General features: G+C 54.6%; 17 protein-coding genes. 5 read left to right on the top strand and 12 right to left on the bottom strand.

The window, feature by feature from the left end:
• Positions 1 to 7: 7 nt before the first annotated feature.
• Positions 8 to 964 carry a 23S rRNA pseudouridine(955/2504/2580) synthase RluC gene (rluC, locus tag JK231_RS00665; protein ID WP_097119613.1) on the bottom strand — a complete coding sequence of 319 codons (957 nt, stop codon included), beginning with the start codon at positions 962 to 964 and terminating at the stop codon, positions 8 to 10.
• A 302-nt stretch (positions 965 to 1266) separates the two neighbouring features.
• Between rluC and JK231_RS00660 the strand changes: the two genes are divergently transcribed.
• Positions 1267 to 1473, top strand: a complete 207-nt coding sequence (locus JK231_RS00660; RefSeq protein ID WP_141399045.1) for a hypothetical protein — start codon at positions 1267 to 1269, stop codon at positions 1471 to 1473.
• A gap of 64 nt (positions 1474 to 1537) precedes the next feature.
• The gene (gene rne / locus JK231_RS00655) at positions 1538 to 4981 is read left to right on the top strand and encodes a ribonuclease E (RefSeq protein WP_211727781.1); all 3444 of its coding nucleotides are present in this window, start codon (positions 1538 to 1540) and stop codon (positions 4979 to 4981) included.
• Between the two features lie 310 nt (positions 4982 to 5291).
• Here rne and flgL read toward each other — a convergent pair whose 3' ends face one another.
• From flgL to flgB, 11 genes are all read right to left on the bottom strand, one after another.
• The gene (flgL, locus tag JK231_RS00650; RefSeq protein WP_166931821.1) at positions 5292 to 6257 is read right to left on the bottom strand and encodes a flagellar hook-associated protein FlgL; all 966 of its coding nucleotides are present in this window, start codon (positions 6255 to 6257) and stop codon (positions 5292 to 5294) included.
• A gap of 18 nt (positions 6258 to 6275) precedes the next feature.
• A complete protein-coding gene (flgK, locus tag JK231_RS00645; protein WP_211727780.1) occupies positions 6276 to 7919 on the bottom strand; it encodes a flagellar hook-associated protein FlgK in 1644 nt (547 codons plus the stop codon).
• Between the two features lie 118 nt (positions 7920 to 8037).
• Positions 8038 to 8979, bottom strand: a complete 942-nt coding sequence (gene flgJ, locus JK231_RS00640) for a flagellar assembly peptidoglycan hydrolase FlgJ (protein ID WP_034830681.1) — start codon at positions 8977 to 8979, stop codon at positions 8038 to 8040.
• Positions 8979 to 10079 carry a flagellar basal body P-ring protein FlgI gene (locus tag JK231_RS00635; RefSeq protein ID WP_034830711.1) on the bottom strand — a complete coding sequence of 367 codons (1101 nt, stop codon included), beginning with the start codon at positions 10077 to 10079 and terminating at the stop codon, positions 8979 to 8981. Before JK231_RS00635 ends, flgJ begins: the two co-directional genes overlap by 1 nt.
• 17 nt (positions 10080 to 10096) lie before the next feature.
• Positions 10097 to 10807: a flagellar basal body L-ring protein FlgH gene (locus JK231_RS00630; protein ID WP_034830679.1), complete on the bottom strand. Its 711-nt coding sequence runs from the start codon at positions 10805 to 10807 to the stop codon at positions 10097 to 10099.
• A 61-nt stretch (positions 10808 to 10868) separates the two neighbouring features.
• The gene (gene flgG, locus JK231_RS00625) at positions 10869 to 11651 is read right to left on the bottom strand and encodes a flagellar basal-body rod protein FlgG (protein ID WP_034830678.1); all 783 of its coding nucleotides are present in this window, start codon (positions 11649 to 11651) and stop codon (positions 10869 to 10871) included.
• Positions 11652 to 11668: 17 nt separating this feature from the next.
• Complete coding sequence (locus JK231_RS00620; protein ID WP_034830676.1) at positions 11669 to 12427, bottom strand: flagellar basal body rod protein FlgF; 759 nt, start codon at positions 12425 to 12427, stop codon at positions 11669 to 11671.
• Between the two features lie 20 nt (positions 12428 to 12447).
• Positions 12448 to 13680, bottom strand: coding sequence for a flagellar hook protein FlgE (flgE, locus tag JK231_RS00615; protein ID WP_211727779.1), 1233 nt, complete (start codon positions 13678 to 13680; stop codon positions 12448 to 12450).
• 24 nt (positions 13681 to 13704) lie between these two features.
• On the bottom strand, positions 13705 to 14379 hold the full coding sequence (flgD, locus tag JK231_RS00610; RefSeq protein ID WP_034830672.1) for a flagellar hook assembly protein FlgD: 675 nt from the start codon (positions 14377 to 14379) through the stop codon (positions 13705 to 13707).
• 12 nt (positions 14380 to 14391) lie between these two features.
• Positions 14392 to 14796, bottom strand: a complete 405-nt coding sequence (flgC, locus tag JK231_RS00605) for a flagellar basal body rod protein FlgC (RefSeq protein WP_034830669.1) — start codon at positions 14794 to 14796, stop codon at positions 14392 to 14394.
• 2 nt (positions 14797 to 14798) lie between these two features.
• Positions 14799 to 15212 carry a flagellar basal body rod protein FlgB gene (flgB, locus tag JK231_RS00600; protein ID WP_034830667.1) on the bottom strand — a complete coding sequence of 138 codons (414 nt, stop codon included), beginning with the start codon at positions 15210 to 15212 and terminating at the stop codon, positions 14799 to 14801.
• A 153-nt stretch (positions 15213 to 15365) separates the two neighbouring features.
• On the opposite strand from flgB, the gene flgA reads away from it, so the two are divergent.
• The 3 genes from flgA (at position 15366) to flgN (ending at position 16876) form a co-directional block, all read left to right on the top strand.
• The gene (gene flgA / locus JK231_RS00595) at positions 15366 to 16025 is read left to right on the top strand and encodes a flagellar basal body P-ring formation chaperone FlgA (protein ID WP_097119607.1); all 660 of its coding nucleotides are present in this window, start codon (positions 15366 to 15368) and stop codon (positions 16023 to 16025) included.
• 105 nt (positions 16026 to 16130) lie between these two features.
• The gene (gene flgM / locus JK231_RS00590) at positions 16131 to 16439 is read left to right on the top strand and encodes a flagellar biosynthesis anti-sigma factor FlgM (RefSeq protein ID WP_034830662.1); all 309 of its coding nucleotides are present in this window, start codon (positions 16131 to 16133) and stop codon (positions 16437 to 16439) included.
• A 5-nt stretch (positions 16440 to 16444) separates the two neighbouring features.
• Positions 16445 to 16876: a flagellar export chaperone FlgN gene (flgN, locus tag JK231_RS00585; RefSeq protein WP_058959595.1), complete on the top strand. Its 432-nt coding sequence runs from the start codon at positions 16445 to 16447 to the stop codon at positions 16874 to 16876.
• Positions 16877 to 16905 lie beyond the last annotated feature (29 nt).

The following is a 16905-nucleotide window of genomic DNA, read 5'->3' as shown; positions in this document are numbered from 1 at the left end:
CGGAAAATCAGGCTTTTTTCTGACGCAACTGCGCCAGGCAGTGTTTCAGCGCATTATCCAGCGGCGCTTCCATTCGCAGGACTTCCCCGGTATTCGGATGGGTAAAGGTCAGCGCTGCAGCATGCAGGAACAACCGCGCCAGGCCCGTTGACGCGAGCTGACGATCAAAGTCCCGATCGCCATAGCGATCGTCAAAAGCGATAGGATGGCCACCATGCAGCGTGTGCACACGGATCTGGTGCGTGCGCCCGGTCACCGGACTGGCTTTTACCAGAGTGGCGAAACCAAAACGCTCTTCCACTTTGAAACGGGTCTCGGAGGGCTTGCCTTCCGCACTGACACGCACCACGCGCTCACCGCTTTGCAAAATATTTTTCAGCAACGGTGCCTGCACCGCTTTCAAATGTGAAGGCCAGTCACCGCGCACCAGCGCCAGATAATCTTTCTGCATGCCCTTTTCACGTAACTGCTCATGCAGCGAACGCAGCGCAGAACGTTTTTTTGCCACCAGCAAAATACCGGAAGTGTCGCGGTCAAGACGATGTACCAGTTCGAGGAAACGGGCTTCAGGACGCAGCGCGCGCAGACCTTCAATCACACCAAAGCTAAGACCGCTACCCCCGTGTACGGCGGTACCTGATGGCTTGTTCAGCACCAGTAGATGATCGTCCTCATACAGGATGGCATTCGCCAGCGCGGCAACCTTATCGAGTTTCGGTGATACCGCCTGCTCTTCACGCTCGGCCACACGCACTGGCGGAATGCGCACTTCATCCCCCACCTGCAGCTTATACTCGGGTTTCACGCGTCCTTTATTCACGCGCACCTCGCCTTTACGCAAGATGCGATAAATCATACTTTTAGGCACGCCCTTGAGCTGAGTGCGCAAAAAGTTATCAATACGTTGTTCGGCATTTTCAGCCGTAATGGCGACATAAAGTACGCCGGGATTCTCTGTTTTCATGGCGGCGATTCTAAATAGTGTCCCTGGATAGCGCCACCCCTTTTTCTGTGCTTAACTCTCTCTTTGTCGCGCGGACAAAAGGTCATAATGATGACTTTTTCACCGATGCGATGTTAAGCCCTGCAAATGAACAGGTTAAGGATGCACAAACTTCACAGCTCGGCAAAAGTCGCCTTGCTATATGTGAGTGAGCAATGGAATAATGCAGGGGTTTCTGCCCTGGAAAAATTCAGGCAGGAAAAAAGAGCGAAATAAGTCATTTTGCCGGATTGAACGGACACGCAGCAATGGCGTAAGACGTAATGTTAAATCAGGCACTTAGCGGGCTGCGGGTTGCAGCCTGGACGACAGACTGGGATGTGTGGATTTCTGAATTTTCTATAGCTATTCCACCTTCAGGCGCTGTTTTTCCTTATGAAAAACAGGCCACCGACAAGATTTGCGCCCCTTTAGCCGACGACAGCCGTGAGGTTGACGTCAGTGCATTAAGACACGGGGCCATCGGTTGATTCTCGTCCAGGGTAACGATGCCCGCAGCTACATCACTCATGTGAGAATAACGAGTAAGTCACGATGAAAAGAATGTTAATTAACGCATCTCAGCAGGAAGAGTTGCGCGTTGCCCTTGTTGACGGCCAACGTCTGTACGATCTGGATATCGAAAGCCCCGGACACGAGCAGAAAAAAGCCAATATCTACAAAGGTAAAATCACCCGTGTTGAACCCAGCCTCGAAGCGGCATTTGTCGATTACGGTGCTGAACGTCACGGTTTCCTCCCTCTGAAAGAAATTTCCCGCGAATACTTCCCTGCTAATTACAACGCACATGGCCGTCCTAACATCAAAGAGGTGTTGCGTGAAGGTCAGGAAGTTATCGTGCAAATCGATAAAGAGGAGCGTGGAAATAAAGGTGCAGCCTTAACCACCTTCATTTCTCTGGCCGGTAGCTATTTAGTCCTGATGCCGAATAACCCGCGTGCCGGGGGTATTTCCCGCCGTATTGAAGGTGACGATCGCACCGAACTGAAGGAAGCGCTGTCCGCACTGGAACTGCCAGACGGTATGGGTTTGATCGTGCGTACCGCAGGCGTTGGCAAATCTGCCGAATCGCTGCAGTGGGACCTGAGTTTCCGACTGAAGCACTGGGAAGCGATCAAAAAAGCCGCTGATAGCCGCCCTGCCCCGTTCCTGATCCACCAGGAAAGCAACGTCATTGTACGTGCCTTCCGCGACTATCTGCGTCAGGATATTGGTGAGATTCTGATCGATAACCCAAAAGTGCTGGAGCTGGCCCGTCAGCATATTGCTGCGCTCGGTCGCCCGGACTTCAGCAGCAAAATCAAACTGTATACCGGTGAAATTCCGCTGTTCAGCCACTACCAAATTGAGTCGCAGATTGAATCGGCATTCCAGCGCGAAGTGCGCTTGCCTTCCGGTGGCTCAATTGTTATCGATAGCACCGAAGCGCTGACCGCCATCGATATCAACTCCGCCCGTGCAACACGCGGTGGCGACATCGAAGAGACGGCATTCAATACTAACCTCGAAGCGGCTGATGAAATCGCTCGTCAGTTGCGCCTGCGCGACCTCGGCGGCCTGATTGTCATCGACTTCATCGACATGACACCGGTTCGACACCAGCGCGCGGTTGAAAACCGTCTGCGTGAAGCGGTTCGTCAGGATCGTGCACGTATTCAAATCAGTCACATTTCGCGTTTCGGTCTGCTGGAAATGTCGCGTCAGCGTCTTAGCCCATCATTGGGTGAATCCAGCCATCACGTCTGCCCACGCTGTAGCGGCACCGGCACCATCCGTGATAACGAATCGCTCTCGCTGTCTATCTTGCGTCTGATTGAAGAAGAAGCGCTGAAAGACAACACCAAAGAAGTGCATGCGATTGTACCGGTGCCCGTCGCCTCTTACCTGCTGAACGAAAAGCGTGATGCAGTCAGTGCGATCGAGAAACGCCAGGGTGGCGTGCGTGCCATCATCGTGCCAAACGATCAGATGGAAACGCCACATTACTCTGTGCTGCGCGTGCGCAAAGGCGAAGAGACGCAGACACTGTCTTACCACCTGCCGAAACTGCATGAAGCCGAAATGGCGCTGCCTTCGGAAGAAGAGCATGCCGAACGTCGTCGTCCTGAGCAGCCAGCCCTGGCCGCCTTTGTGATGCCTGATGCGCCGCCTGCGCCGGTTGAAGTGGAAAAAGAGAGCCGTAGTGCGGTTAAAGCGGATGCAAAACCGGCAGCTGCCGCCGCGGCACCTGCCGTTGCCAGCACTGGCTTTGTCGCTCGCCTGTTAGGCGGTTTGAAAAAACTGTTTGCTGGCGATGCGCCTGCTGCTGCACCTGTTGAAGCTAAACCAGAAGAGAAAGCCGCTGAAAGTGAGAATAATCAGCAGCGTGGCGACCGCCGTAACAACCGTCGTAGCAATAATCGTCGCGATCGCACTCCGCGCAACGGTGAAAATGCTCAGGGTCGCGAAGGCCGTGAAGCGCGTGAGCCACGCGAATCGCGTGAACCACGTGAACCACGTGAAGCCCGCGAGCCGCGTGACAATCAGGACAATCGCCGTAACAAGCGTCAGAACGAGCCTCGCGGTGAACGTCCAGCGCTGACCGATGAGCAGCTGCAGCAGCGTGATGAGCAGCAGCAACAGCGTCGTGAGCAGCGAGCTGAACGCCAGCGTCGTCGTCAGGATGAGAAACGTAATCAGCAGCAGGATCAAAAAGCCGCTGAAACCATTGCTCAGACCGAAATCACTGATGAAAACGTTGCGCAGGAAGAAGAACGTGTGCAGGTCATGCCACGCCGTAAACAGCGTCAACTGACCCAGCGCGTGCGCGTGGATGATACTGGCGAAGTGGCGGCAGCCATCTCAGCACCAGCAGCCACGGAAGCGGTTGTGGAAAATGCACAGCGCACTGCATTCAATGAGCAATCTGAAGTCGCTCAGGATGAACAGGATGATAACGAGAACCGTGATAGCGCCAACATGCCGCGTCGCTCACGTCGTTCACCACGTCATCTGCGCGTGAGCGGCCAACGTCGTCGTCGCTACCGCGATGAGCGTTACCCAACCCAATCTGCCATGCCGCTGGAATCGGCTGCCTCTTCTCCAGAGATGGCATCCGGCAAAGTCTGGATTACCTACCCGGTTGCCCAGGCCCACGATCAGTTCTCCTCTCAGGAAGCGCTGAACGAAATGCCTGATTACAGCTATCAACATACCGGTGAAGCGGACGCACTGCCGGTTGCGGCAGCAGCAGAACAGGTTACTCAGCCAGCAGCGCAAGAGGCTGTTCATCAGTCTGAGCCACAGGCACACACTGAAGTGCCGGAGGTGAACACCGATGACCTGACCCCAGTCGCTGCGCCTGTTAACGAAGAGCCTGCCGTGATTTCTGCCGCTGTTGAGCAGATTGCACAACAAACCGCTGCTGAAGCCGTACCGGCCGATGAAGTGACAACGGCACCGGCTGACACAGTCATCGCAGATGAAATTGAAGATATTCAGGCTGAAGTTGCACCCGCTGCGGAAGTTGCTGCTGCATCGTCTGAAGTGGCACCGGCTGCGGCGCCTGCATCGACTGAGACAGTTTCTGCTACTGAAGTGACACCAGCTGAAGAAGTCCCTGCTGCGGAAATTACCGCACCACAGGTCAGCGAAGCCGTGGCTGAGCAAGCGCCTGCTGACGTTGAGCCTGCTGTAGCAGCGCAAGTGGAAGAAGTACTGGCTGCACCCGTGGCTGCTGAAGCGCCTGCTGCACCGGTTACTGAACCGCATGCTCCTGTTGCTGCACGTGATACCGCAGTGAGCAACGCTGATACCCGCTGGAAGCACCACGCCACGGCGCCAATGACCAAAGCACCTGCTCCGGCATGGGAGCCAGAAGTCGTTCGTCACAGCGATTGGGTTCGCCCACCGTTTGACTTCGAAGGTCGTGGCTCTGCGGGCGGCCATAGCGCCACGCATCAGGCGACGGCACCGGCAACACGTCCGGAAAGCGTTTAAGTCTTAGTCGCTAATCAGCGTTAACAAAACCCCGACTGGTTCGGGGTTTTTTATTGCCTGTCGATCCTGCTCTGCCGCAATGACTCGTGATGATCTGGCAGAGTAGAAAAACCGACCGCTGCGCCGCAGGAGGCAGGTGCGAAGAGGTGGTGATCTGGCAGAGTACACAAACAGACCGCGGCTCCGCAGGTGCCAGGTGCGATGAACGGTGCGACGAAATGACAGGCAAAAAAAATCCCACGGCCCCAAAAGGCGGTGGGAGAAACTAAGCGCGCCCGGTTTAAGCACGCTCAAATTTTCAAGTCAGATCTTATGAATTCAGCTGGAACAGTGACATCTTCGACATATCAGTGAAGGTCTTGTAAGACGCTTGCAGTGCTGTCTGTTGCATGGTGTAACTGGAAATGGCGGAGGTGTAATCGACATCTACCAAATCGCTCATTTGCGACGTCATGATAGTATCGCGATCGTCACCCTGCGCATTCAGCGTGTCGAGTTCTGACAACTGTGTACCGACTGCAGAACGCACAGTCAAAACGTTGTTCAGTGAATTACTGAGGCCACGGTTGGTTTTATCCATCGCATCCTGGAACGTTTGTTTGGTCGCATCATCCGCATTGTCTTGTGGCACTTTAAGGGCCGCAATGGCGCTGTCGAGCATATTAAAGACATTGGTCTCGCTCGCCGTTCCATCTGGTTCAACTTTCGCATTGCTGGTAATCGACATGAACACAGAAGATCCGGTACTGCTCACATCCATAGTGCGCCCATCATCGACTTTCTGCGTGATAGCCTGATCGCCGCCCACATAGCTCACGCCAGTGCCGGCAGTATCGGTGAATGGTGCCGTATCGGTTTTGTAACCGGCGAAAATATAGCGACCATTACCATCCTGGCTGTTGGCCTGATTGAGCAACTGGGCGCGAATACCTTCCAGTTGGGTGGCGATAGAGGCACGGTCGTCATCGCTAAGTGTGCCGGTAGAGCCATAAACGATCAGGGTTTGTGCATCCTGAATGCTACTGGTCGCGCCTTTAAGCGCATTCTCTTCCATCGACAAGCTTTGATCCGCGAAACTACGCGCGGTCGCGTATTGGGTACTTTTCGCCTGAGACTGCGACAGCACCACGGCACGAGAGGCCGCAATGGGATCATCAGATGGGTTGTTAACACGACGACCGCTGGAAAGCTGTTCGCCCACTTTTAACCAGGAAGATTGCGAGTCAGTAATCCCGCGCACCTGCTGGTCAAAAATCATATTGGTACTAAGACGCATGGTTTTTATCCTCTATGCTTAGCCGCGGATGTCCATCAGCGCGTTGAAAATCGTGCTGGCGGTTTGCAATACCTGCGCATTCGCCATATAAAACTGCTGATATTTGGTCAGGTTGGCGTACTCTTCATCAAGGTTCACCCCTGAGACCGACTGCTGACGGTCGGTAAGCTGATCGACCACGTTTTTCTGCGTGGTACTGGCCGTTTCCAGCGTGCTGGTTTTGTTACCCACCGTGCTGACGATGCTGGCATACGCTTGCGCAATCGTTGCGTTGCCGTTAACCAACTTCGCATCCTGCAAATCCAGCATTTTTTGGGCGTTGGTGTTGTCACTTTCGCCACTGGTCGCACTGGATGCAGCAGCGATTTGCGATTCATCCGTGATAGCCACAGACATACTGCTAATCACGTTCTGGACCGGTTTTACCAGGAAACTATCTTTATTATCAGGCGTACCGGTAACGGTTAATTTCAGACCATCAAAGCTCAGTGTGCCGTCTGTCGCATCAGGCGTAACGCTAAATTTCACGTTGTCAGACAAGCGAGTCACAGACCAGGTACTGCTGGCGCTGTCATAGCTCATGGAGTAGTTTGAGGCTTTAAGCGCACTGGTATCAGACCATTCTGCGGTCACCGTTGCAGTGGACGTATTCTTGCTGTTACTCACTACGTTCGGTGAGCCGATGTTGAAGAATTTCGTGCCCAGATCGCCGTTACTGTCATATCCTGCAGTTTGCACGGCGTTAAAGCTGGTGGTGAAGGCTGCCGCTAACTGGCCAAGCTGATTCTGTACGGTATCTAAATCCTGCGTGCGGAACGCCAGCAAACCACCCAGTGAACCGGTCGTCAGGGTTTTTTCAGGAATTTCGACATTACCTGCTTGCTTGTCGACATAACCAACAGTGATACGCGAGTTATCGGCGCTGGAAGGCATCGCGACCAAATTAGTCGAATTTTTGCCGTTAACCAGAGTGACACTCCCCATCGAGACGATATAGCTACCCTCTTGCTGAGAGACGTTTACCCCAACGATGTTATTAAGGTTGTTCACCAACTGATCGCGTTGATCCAGCAGATCATTCGGTGCAGCACCGTTGCCGGTGGTCAGTTTTGCAATCTGGGTGTTGAGATCGGCAATCTGGCTGGTGTAGGTATTAATCTGGTCAACGTTAGAGGCGATATCCGTATTCACGCTGGTTTGCATGTTATTCAAGTACTGCGCCGTGGTCTGAAACTGATTGACCAACCCCTGGGCATAGCTCAGCATTGATTGACGTGCAGACGGATCGTTTGCATTACTTACCACGTTTTGCACATTGGTAAAGAAGCTTTGAATCGACGTTGAAAGGCTGGTGGTCGATGTCGACAGCAGGTCATCAATGTTTGAAATCTGACTGTATTGGGTATTCACCGCGCTGTAATTGGCATTGGATCCGCGCAACTGAGCAGTAACAAACTCATCATATTCACGCTGCACGCCAGACAGCGTCACGCCATTGCCATAGTAGCTGTTGCCTTGTAGGGTGCTATTGGCCTGCGACAGAATGGTGGTCTGACGTGAGTAACCCGCTACCGTGTAGTTGCTGATGTTGTTACTGGTGGTGCTTAATGCGGCCTGTGCGGCGCTCAGCCCACTCATCGCTGAGTTAATTATGCTGGACATCTCGGTTCCTTTATTTCCCGTTAACCGGGCTGGCAGTCATCAGTGCGATTGGGCGGGCTAAAACGCCCGCAGCTTATGATGGTTATCGGCGTGCTTAAGTGAAACTTGAGGTAAAAAATCAGAACAAATCGGTGATATCCTGGCTGTACGCCTTCACGACTTTCTCGCCCATGTTTTTGAATTGCTGGATCATTCCCACCAATTTCTGCGCATATTTCGGATCGGTGGCGTAGCCCGCTGCCTGCAGGGCTCGTGCGCCCTGCTCCGGCGTTGCGGCATTGGCAACGGCGGCATAGCGCGGGTTATTGGACAGCAGTTTGACGTAGTCGCTGAGTGCTTCCATATAGGAACCATACACACGGAAGGTGGCACGCACTTTCTTCGCCACGCCACCTTCATATTCGGTGGTCATGATGTCGGTGGTTGCGCCCTTCCAGTCACCACCGGCCTTGATGCCAAACACGTTGTAGCTCGGCTTGCCGTCACGCGTCAGGATCTGGCGCTGACCCCAGCCCGATTCCAGCGCCGCCTGGGCAAGGATCAAGTGATGAGGAATACCACTCTGCTGACTCGCGGCCTGCGCGGGTTGGGATAACTGGGCAATAAAGTCGTTGCTATCCGCTGGGAAACTGGACGGCGAGACCGGCAGACGCGGCACCGCTTTGCGTACCATCTGCTCCAGTTGGTTGGAAGGCAGATTGCTATAAATGAAGCTGTTATCCAGCTTCATCGGTACCGTGCCAGCGGTTTCATCAGGCTCTTGCGCGGGCTGCATCTGTTTGACGATCAAATCCGCCATACCCAGCCCGCGTTTACCGATTTCCTGCGCAATCTGCTGATCGTACATTGAGGTGTACATCTTCGTTGAGTCGCTGCTAAAGATGCCATCCTGCGGCAACGCTTCACGCATGCTCTTCAACATCATCTGTACGAACATTCCCTCAACCTGTTTTGCCACCTGCAGCGCCTTCCCTTTCGGGTCGGCGGCTGCTTCGCGTTTCAGGTTGTTCAGTGAGCGGCTGTCATAGGCCGCACTCATCAGCGATTGCGTATCGGTCATCAGATGATTTCCAGTTTGGCGCGCAGACAGCCTGCACTTTGCATCGACTGCAGAATCGACATCAGCTCAATCGGCGTTGCGCCCAGGGCGTTAAGTGCACGGACCACGTTATTAAGGTTGGCGCTGGCGTTAACACGCTGCAAGGCTCCGCCGCTCTGGCGCAAGTCGATCTGCGTCTGCGTCGTCGCCACGGTTTGTCCACCGGCGAACGGCGTGTTCGGCTGGCTGACGTTCTGCTGCTGATTCACTGTCACCGACAAGTTGCCTTGCGCCACAGCACAGGTATTGAGCGTCACCTCGCGGTTCATGACCACCGAACCGGTACGCGAGTTGATGATGACTTTGGCATCTTCAACCGGCACGGAAACGTCTATATTCTGGATTTCTGACAGCAGGCGCACCTGTGAACTGTTGTTGGGTGAAACGCGAATCTGCACGGTACGCGCATCAAGTGGCTGCGCTGAACCCACGCCACGGCTATTAATCGCATCGGCAATACGCTGCGCCATGGTGAAATCTTCAGTATTCAGTTGGAGATTGATGGTGTTTTGGCTGCCAAAGTTACTTTGCAGCTCGCGCTCTACCGTTGCACCATTAGTAATGCGGCCACCGTTTAGCTGGTTAACCTGCACACTGCTGCCGCCTGCAGATGCACCTGCACCGCCCACCAGAATATTTCCCTGCGCCAGCGCATACACCTGGTTATCGACCCCTTTCATCGGCGTCATTAACAGCGTGCCACCGCGCAGGCTTTTGGCGTTACCCAGCGAAGAGACCACCACGTCAATATTCTGCCCCTGCCGCGCAAACGACGGCAGCTTCGCCGTGACCATCACCGCCGCCACGTTTTTCAGCTGCATATTGGTGCCGGTGGGCACGGTGATACCGAGCTGCGACAGCATGTTGCTTACCGTCTGGGTGGTAAACGGGGTTTGTGTTGTCTGGTCACCTGTCCCATCAAGCCCCACCACCAGGCCGTAGCCGATCAGCTGGTTTTCGCGCACGCCCTGCACGGATGTCAGATCGCGAATGCGGTCAGCCTGGGCCATCAGACTGACACCGAGCAGCAGGCTCAGGCTCAGACGCAGCAGAGTGTTCATTTTCATCATTACCTCGATTACATCGGCGACACGTTCAGGAAGAAACGCTGGAACCAGCCCATGGTTTGCGCCTCATTGATATACCCGTTTCCGACATACTCAATACGTGCATCGGCCACCTGCGTTGACAACACGGCGTTGCTGGCGCTGATGGTGCGTGGGTTAACCACACCGGAGAAGCGAATAAATTCGGTTCCCTGGTTAATTTCGATCTGTTTCTCACCGACCACGCGCAGGTTGCCATTCGACAACACCTGATTCACGGTGACGGTGATGGTGCCGGTAAAGGTGTTATTGGCCGTTGCGCCACCTTTGCCAGCGAAGTCATTTTTGCCATTGGCATCCAGTCCGGCTTTCTCACCGGCGGCGCCGACCAGACCGCTCAGGCCGGTTGGCACAGTGCTCACGCCAAAGCTGTTGCTGCCATCGCGGCTCGCATTGGCTGAAGAACTTTTGCTGGCGCTGACATTTTCTTGCAGCGTAATCGTCAGAGTATCGCCAATGTTACGTGGACGGCGGTCTTCGAACAGCGGCTGATAGCCATAGTTCAGTGGCGCAACGCCCTGGAAAATGGAACCGTTTACCACTGGCGGTGCGGAAGGCGTGGGTTCTGCCGTTGTGGCACCCTGCACCAGAGGCGTACGCGGGACTAACGCACAACCGTTTAATGTCAGTAGCAGCGTGGCTACTAACCAATGCCCAGGCTTGAGAATCACTTGCTTCGCCACGGAGTTCTGACCTTATTCATGTTCTTAATCGGGCCAGCCAGGCTGGCCCAACGGCCCCAGATTAAACCTGGGTTAATTTCTGCAGCATCTGATCAGAGGTGGTGATCGCTTTGCTGTTGATTTCATAAGCACGCTGCGTCTGAATCATGGTGACCAACTCTTCCGCCACGTTGACGTTAGAGGTTTCAACATAACCCTGATACAGCAAACCAGCGCCGTTCTGCCCTGGCGTACTCTGCGTCGCCGCACCGGATGCCTGCGTTTCCTGATAGAGGTTTTCACCCAGACTATCGAGGCCCGCATCGTTCATAAAGGTGCTCAGCGTCAACTGTCCCACCTGCGCTGGGTTGGTCTGCCCCTGCTGCGTCACGCTCACCACACCGTCACGCGAGATGGTGATGCTGGTGGCGTTCGCCGGAATAGTGATCCCAGGCTGAACCGGATAGCCGGCGTTGGTCACCAGCTGACCGTTCTGATCTACCTGGAATGAACCGTCACGCGTATATGAAGAGGTACCGTCTGGCATCTGCACTTCGAAATAACCCTGACCGTTGATCGCCACGTCTTTTGAGTTGCTGGTCTGCGACAGGTTGCCCTGGGTATGCAGACGCTCGGTGGTCACTGGGCGCACACCGGTACCAATCTGCAAGCCTGAAGGCAATGTGGTCTGTTCCGATGACTGCGTGCCCGGCTGACGCAGCGTCTGATACATCAGATCTTCGAACACGGCACGCGAACGTTTAAACCCGTTGGTTGAAACGTTCGCAAGGTTGTTCGAAATGACGTCCATATTGGTTTGCTGGGCGTCAAGGCCGGTTTTAGCGATCCATAAAGAACGAATCATGTTGTTTTCCTTACGCCTTAGCTGCTCATGTTGAGCAGTTGATTGGCTTTTTGTTCGTTTTCATCGACGTTAGTGATGACTTTCATCTGCATCTCGAAACGTCGGGCGTTGGCGATCATGTCGACCATGGTTTCCACTGGCTTAACATTGCTGCCTTCCAGCACGCCTGGCATGACTGCGACCGTTGCATCAGGGGCTAAAGCCGCACCGCGTGTCGCCTGCGTCGCCTGGGTTGGACGGAACATGCCGTCGTCACCACGCTGTAACTCTTTGCCCGTGGCCTTAACCAGCTTCAGCTTGCCAATCTGCACCGTGGCGTTCGGTGCATCACCCGCATTACGCGAGGTGATGGTACCGTCAGCCGCGATGGTCAGTTCGGAGCCTTGTGGAATGGCGATTGGACCGCCATCGCCCATCACGGGATTGCCCTGAATGGTCAAAATACCGGTCGAGCTGATCTGCATATTGCCGTTGCGGGTATAGGCTTCAGAACCGTCAGCGGTTCGCACCGCCAGCCAGCCATCTTGCTGTACGGCCACATCGAGCGGGCGTCCGGTGTTGTCCATCGCCCCTGGCGTCATATCGGCACCCGGCGTTGAGGCAGCCACTAAGGTGCGCGTCGGCAGCGACCAGCCGTTGACCGGCACCGCGCGCAACGCGTTGAGCTGGGCGCGGAAGCCCGGCGTTGAGGCGTTGGCGAGGTTGCTGGCGGTCACCGATTGTTGTTCCATCGTCTGACTGGCGGCGCCCATCGCGGTATATATTGCGTGATCCATAATGCAATCCCGTTAGCGAATTAACGTAAGTTGATCAGGGTGTTGAGGATCTGATCCTGCGTTTTAATCGTCTGGCTGTTCGCCTGATAGTTACGTTGTGCAACGATCATGTTGACCAGCTCTTTACTCAGATCGACGTTGGAGGCTTCCAGTGCACCTGAAGTCAGTGAACCGTAAGTGCCGGTGTTAGCCAAACCGATAGCTGCCTGACCCGAAGAGTTGGTCGCAGACCAGACGTTATCGCCTTCTGACTGCAGGCCTTCCGGGTTAGAGAAGCTGGCCAGAACGATTTGACCCAGCAGCTGAGTTTTCTGGTTCGAATAGGTACCGGTAATGGTGCCGTCATCGTTGATGGCGTAGCTGGTCAGGTCGCCCGGCGCATAACCATCCTGCGTTGGGTTTCCGAATGACGTGGTGCCGGTGTTTTGTTGCTGGCTTCCAAGTACGCTCAACGTGATGGCCTGATTAGCCGCAGCACCATTAGATCCCTGAATAGTCAAGCCAACAGTGGTTGCGCCTGCGGTGGTTGTCCCGCCGCTTGTGATAGATTGCAGCTTACCGTTGGAGTCAAAGGTCATGGAGAAATCACCTGCCGACGCTCCAGTCGTGGAATCAATCGCGTGCACATCCCAGTTGTTATCACTGGTTTTCACATAATAGAGGTCGAGAGCATGATCGTTACCCTGTGAGTCATACACAGTGACGGTGCTTTTGGCGTTGTAGCTATCGACGTCTGACGAGCTGAAGGTTGCCACTGTTGGCACGCTATCTGTGGAGTTCAGGTTAGACACCAAACCGGCGGTCGTGGTCGCGCGCGCCGACATCTGCGTCGTCGGTACGCTCAATGCCACCGGGTTTGCACCCGTCTGAATGGTCGGCGGGGTACCGGTTGCCGGATAGCCGGTCACGCTCATGCCCTGAGTGTTCACCAGGTTACGGTTGGCATCCAGCGTGAACTGACCATTACGAGAGTAGTACACGCTACCCGCGGCATCGGTCATTCGGAAGAAACCGTTACCGCTCAGTGCCACGTCCAGACCACGGCTGGTTGAGGTCGTGGTACCGTCGTTGAAGTTCTGAATAACCGCAGCGACCTTGGTACCCATACCGATATTTGAACCAGCAAACATATCCGCGAACGAAATGGTGCTGGATTTGAAACCCGCGGTCGCGGAGTTGGCGATGTTGTTACCAATGACATCCAGGTTACTGGAGGCCGCATTCATACCACTGACAGCTTGAGAAAAAGACATAACGTGTCTCCTGCTAAAATTGAATTAGAGAATCTGACGAACTTCATCAAGAGTGGCGGAGCCCATGGTGCCGAGGTCCAGTTTTGAGGTGTTATCCACCGTACTCACGCCATTCACGTAAGCGTAATTAAGCGGTTGTGCCACCAATTGTGTGCTGCCATTACTGGCGGCAATTGATACAGAATATTTACCATCAGCCACTGTCGTGCCATTCGCATCTTTGCCGTCCCAGGAGAAGGCGTGAACGCCGGACGTCAATGCGCCCAAATCGACAGTGCGAACCACAGTGCCGTTCGAATCTTTGATGGTCGCGGTGGTGGCGGTAGAGGCTGTACTCAACTCCACACCGAAAGGTGTCGTGGTACCACTGCCCACCAGGATCTGGCTGCCATCAATCATCACACCATGCCCAATCAGCGTCGTACTCTGCAGTGACTGGCTGGTGGTGAGCTGACCAGAGATAGAACCCAATGTGGTATTCAGCTTCTCAATGCCGCTCAGGGTGTTAATCTGCGCCAGCTGTGTGGTGAGCTGGCTGTTGTCCATTGGGTTGGTGGGATCCTGGTTCTGCAACTGCGTCACCAGCATGGTCAGGAACTGGTTCTGCAAGTCCTGAGCACTGTTTCCCGTCCCTGTTGAACTGGACGAACTCAGTACCGTTGGGTCAAGATTGGCATTAACGCCGACTGCTACGCTCATGTTCGTGCTCCGTTATTGACCCATCGTCAGGGTTTTCATCATCATTGATTTCACCGTATTCAACACTTCGACGTTGGCCTGATAACTGCGGGACGCTGACATGGTGTTGACGGTTTCTGATACGACATCGACGTTTGGCATCTTGACGTAACCCTTCTCATCCGCCATCGGATTACCGGGGTCATACACCAATTTGGCCGGGGTAGGATCGTTCACCACGCCCGCGACCTTGACGCCACCGGTCGCCGCGCCAGGGGCGGCATCGGTCTGGAATATCACCTGTTTTGCCACATAAGGCTGGCCATCCGGCCCGGTGACGCTGTCGGCGTTGGCCAGGTTACTGGCACTGACGTTGAGGCGCTGTGATTGCGCGGTCATCGCAGAACCGGCGATATCAAAAATATTCAGCAATGCCATGGTTATTGCCCCTGCAGAACGCTCATCATGCCTTTGATTTGGCTACTGATGAGGGTGAGATCGGTTTGGTATTTCAGGCTGTTATCAGCAAACTGGGTACGTTCACGATCCATATCCACGGTGTTGCCATCCGCGGCAGGTTGATCGGGAATGCGGTACATCAGGTCCATGGATGGCTGAGAGTTGGTTTCAGCAGCGATGTGGCGTGAAGAGGTGACTTTCAGCGCCATGCTGCTCCCCTCCGCGCGACCATTTTCCATCACCTTGCTCAGCTGGCTGGCAAAGTCGATATCCCGCGCCTGGTAGCCCGGGGTATCGGCGTTGGCAATATTGGACGCCAGGATTTCCTGGCGCTGAGCACGCAGATTTAACGCTTCTGTACCAAATCGCAGCGCGGCATCGAGTTTGTCGAGCATGCTTCCTCCGCGAATGAGAATTTCGAGCTGACAGCTTAAGTGGACAAATGCAAGGGCGATCGTCTGAATAGCAGCAAAAATCACGGCTATTTTTGACATTGAATTTTTCGCGCGAAGAGTAGACTCAGGCCATCTTCTCGACAGGAGGCGTTTATGCGCAGTTCTTTATCTTTGCTGGCCACGTTGTTGTTGGCCTTCGCGCTGCCCGGCCATGCGGCGGACCTGACCGCACAGTTAACGCAGTTTTTTAAAGCGCGCGATCCGCAACATGCCGCGGGGATGACCGTGGTGGTGCGCACACCCAAAGAGCAGTGGCCGACCTGCGAGGCACCGGCGTTACAACTGCCGGGCAACAGCCGCCAGTGGGGTAATCTCAGCATTGCCGCCAGTTGCGATCAGAATCGTCGTTTCCTGCAAGTTCAGGTACAGGTGACCGGTCAGTATTTAGTTGCCAGCCGTCAGGTCGCCCGTGGCAGTACCCTCGACCCGAATGATTTCCGTCTCGAGACCGGGCGTCTGGATGAACTGCCTCCGCGAGCCCTGTTCGATAACAACAGCGTGACCGATGCGATTGCGCTGCGCGATATCCCGCCTGGACAGCCGGTGACCGCAATGATGCTGCGTCAGCCCTGGCGGGTCAAAGCAGGACAAAATGTGATGGTGGTAGCCAGCGGAAACGGGTTTAATGCCAGTAGCGAAGGACGTGCGCTGAACAACGCCAGCGCGGCACAAATGGTGCGCGTGCGCATGGGAAATGGTCAGGTTGTCAGTGGGCGCGTCGACGCGGATGGGAATATTCTGATATCGCTATAAAGCGTTAAAGAACCTTGTTGTTCTGCCGATAGAGATATCAACACAGACATTACCCTATGCTGACTCAGTTGACTGACCCTCAGCTGACCTTACAGGAGCACGACCATGAGCATCGACAGAACGCAGCCTTTAATTCCGGTGAGCACTGTACAATCCCGCGACACCAACGATAACAACGGCAAGGTGCGCCAAAACGTGACTGCTTCAACCAACGCCAGCACCAGCGAAAGCGGTGCCGAAGTGAAGTTGAGCACGGCTCAGGCGCAGTTAATGCAGCCGGGCAGCAAAGACATCAACACTGCACGTGTTGAACAACTGAAAACCGCTATTCGTAATGGCGAACTGAAAATGGATACCGGTAAGATCGCCGACGCGCTGATCGCCGATACCAAGGCGTATTTAGAGGGTAACTAATCCCAATGGACAATCTGCTGACCACCTTAGATAAAATGCAGGACGTGCTGGCTTCACTCACTGTGGTGATGGATGAAGAGCAACAGCAACTGTCTGCCGGCCAGGTTAATGGCAACCTGTTGCAGCGCATATCAGAAGATAAAAGCGCGCTGCTGACGACGTTGAATTATCTGGACGACATGCGCCGAAATACCGAAAAATCACTCGGTACTCAGGCGCCCTATGATGGTCACAGCGATCGTGAACGCCGCTGGCAGAGCATTCAGCAGCATACCCGCCGTTTGCGCGATACCAACACTCATAACGGTATTCTGCTGCAGCATCAAATCAGCTTCACCAATGATGCGCTCTCGGTACTGAAACCGCACCAGACTCAGGCGTTTTACGGTCCCGATGGATTAGGCAAAGGTCAGTCGACGCTCAGCCGCAAAGGTTAATAAAGAAAAATCCCGCCGAGGCGGGATTT

This window comes from Pantoea sp. JGM49, assembly GCF_018257655.1.
GTDB lineage: Bacteria > Pseudomonadota > Gammaproteobacteria > Enterobacterales > Enterobacteriaceae > Pantoea > Pantoea communis.
The sequence above is the reverse complement of the archived record's forward strand: the minus strand, read 5'-3'. Positions and strand labels throughout refer to the sequence as shown.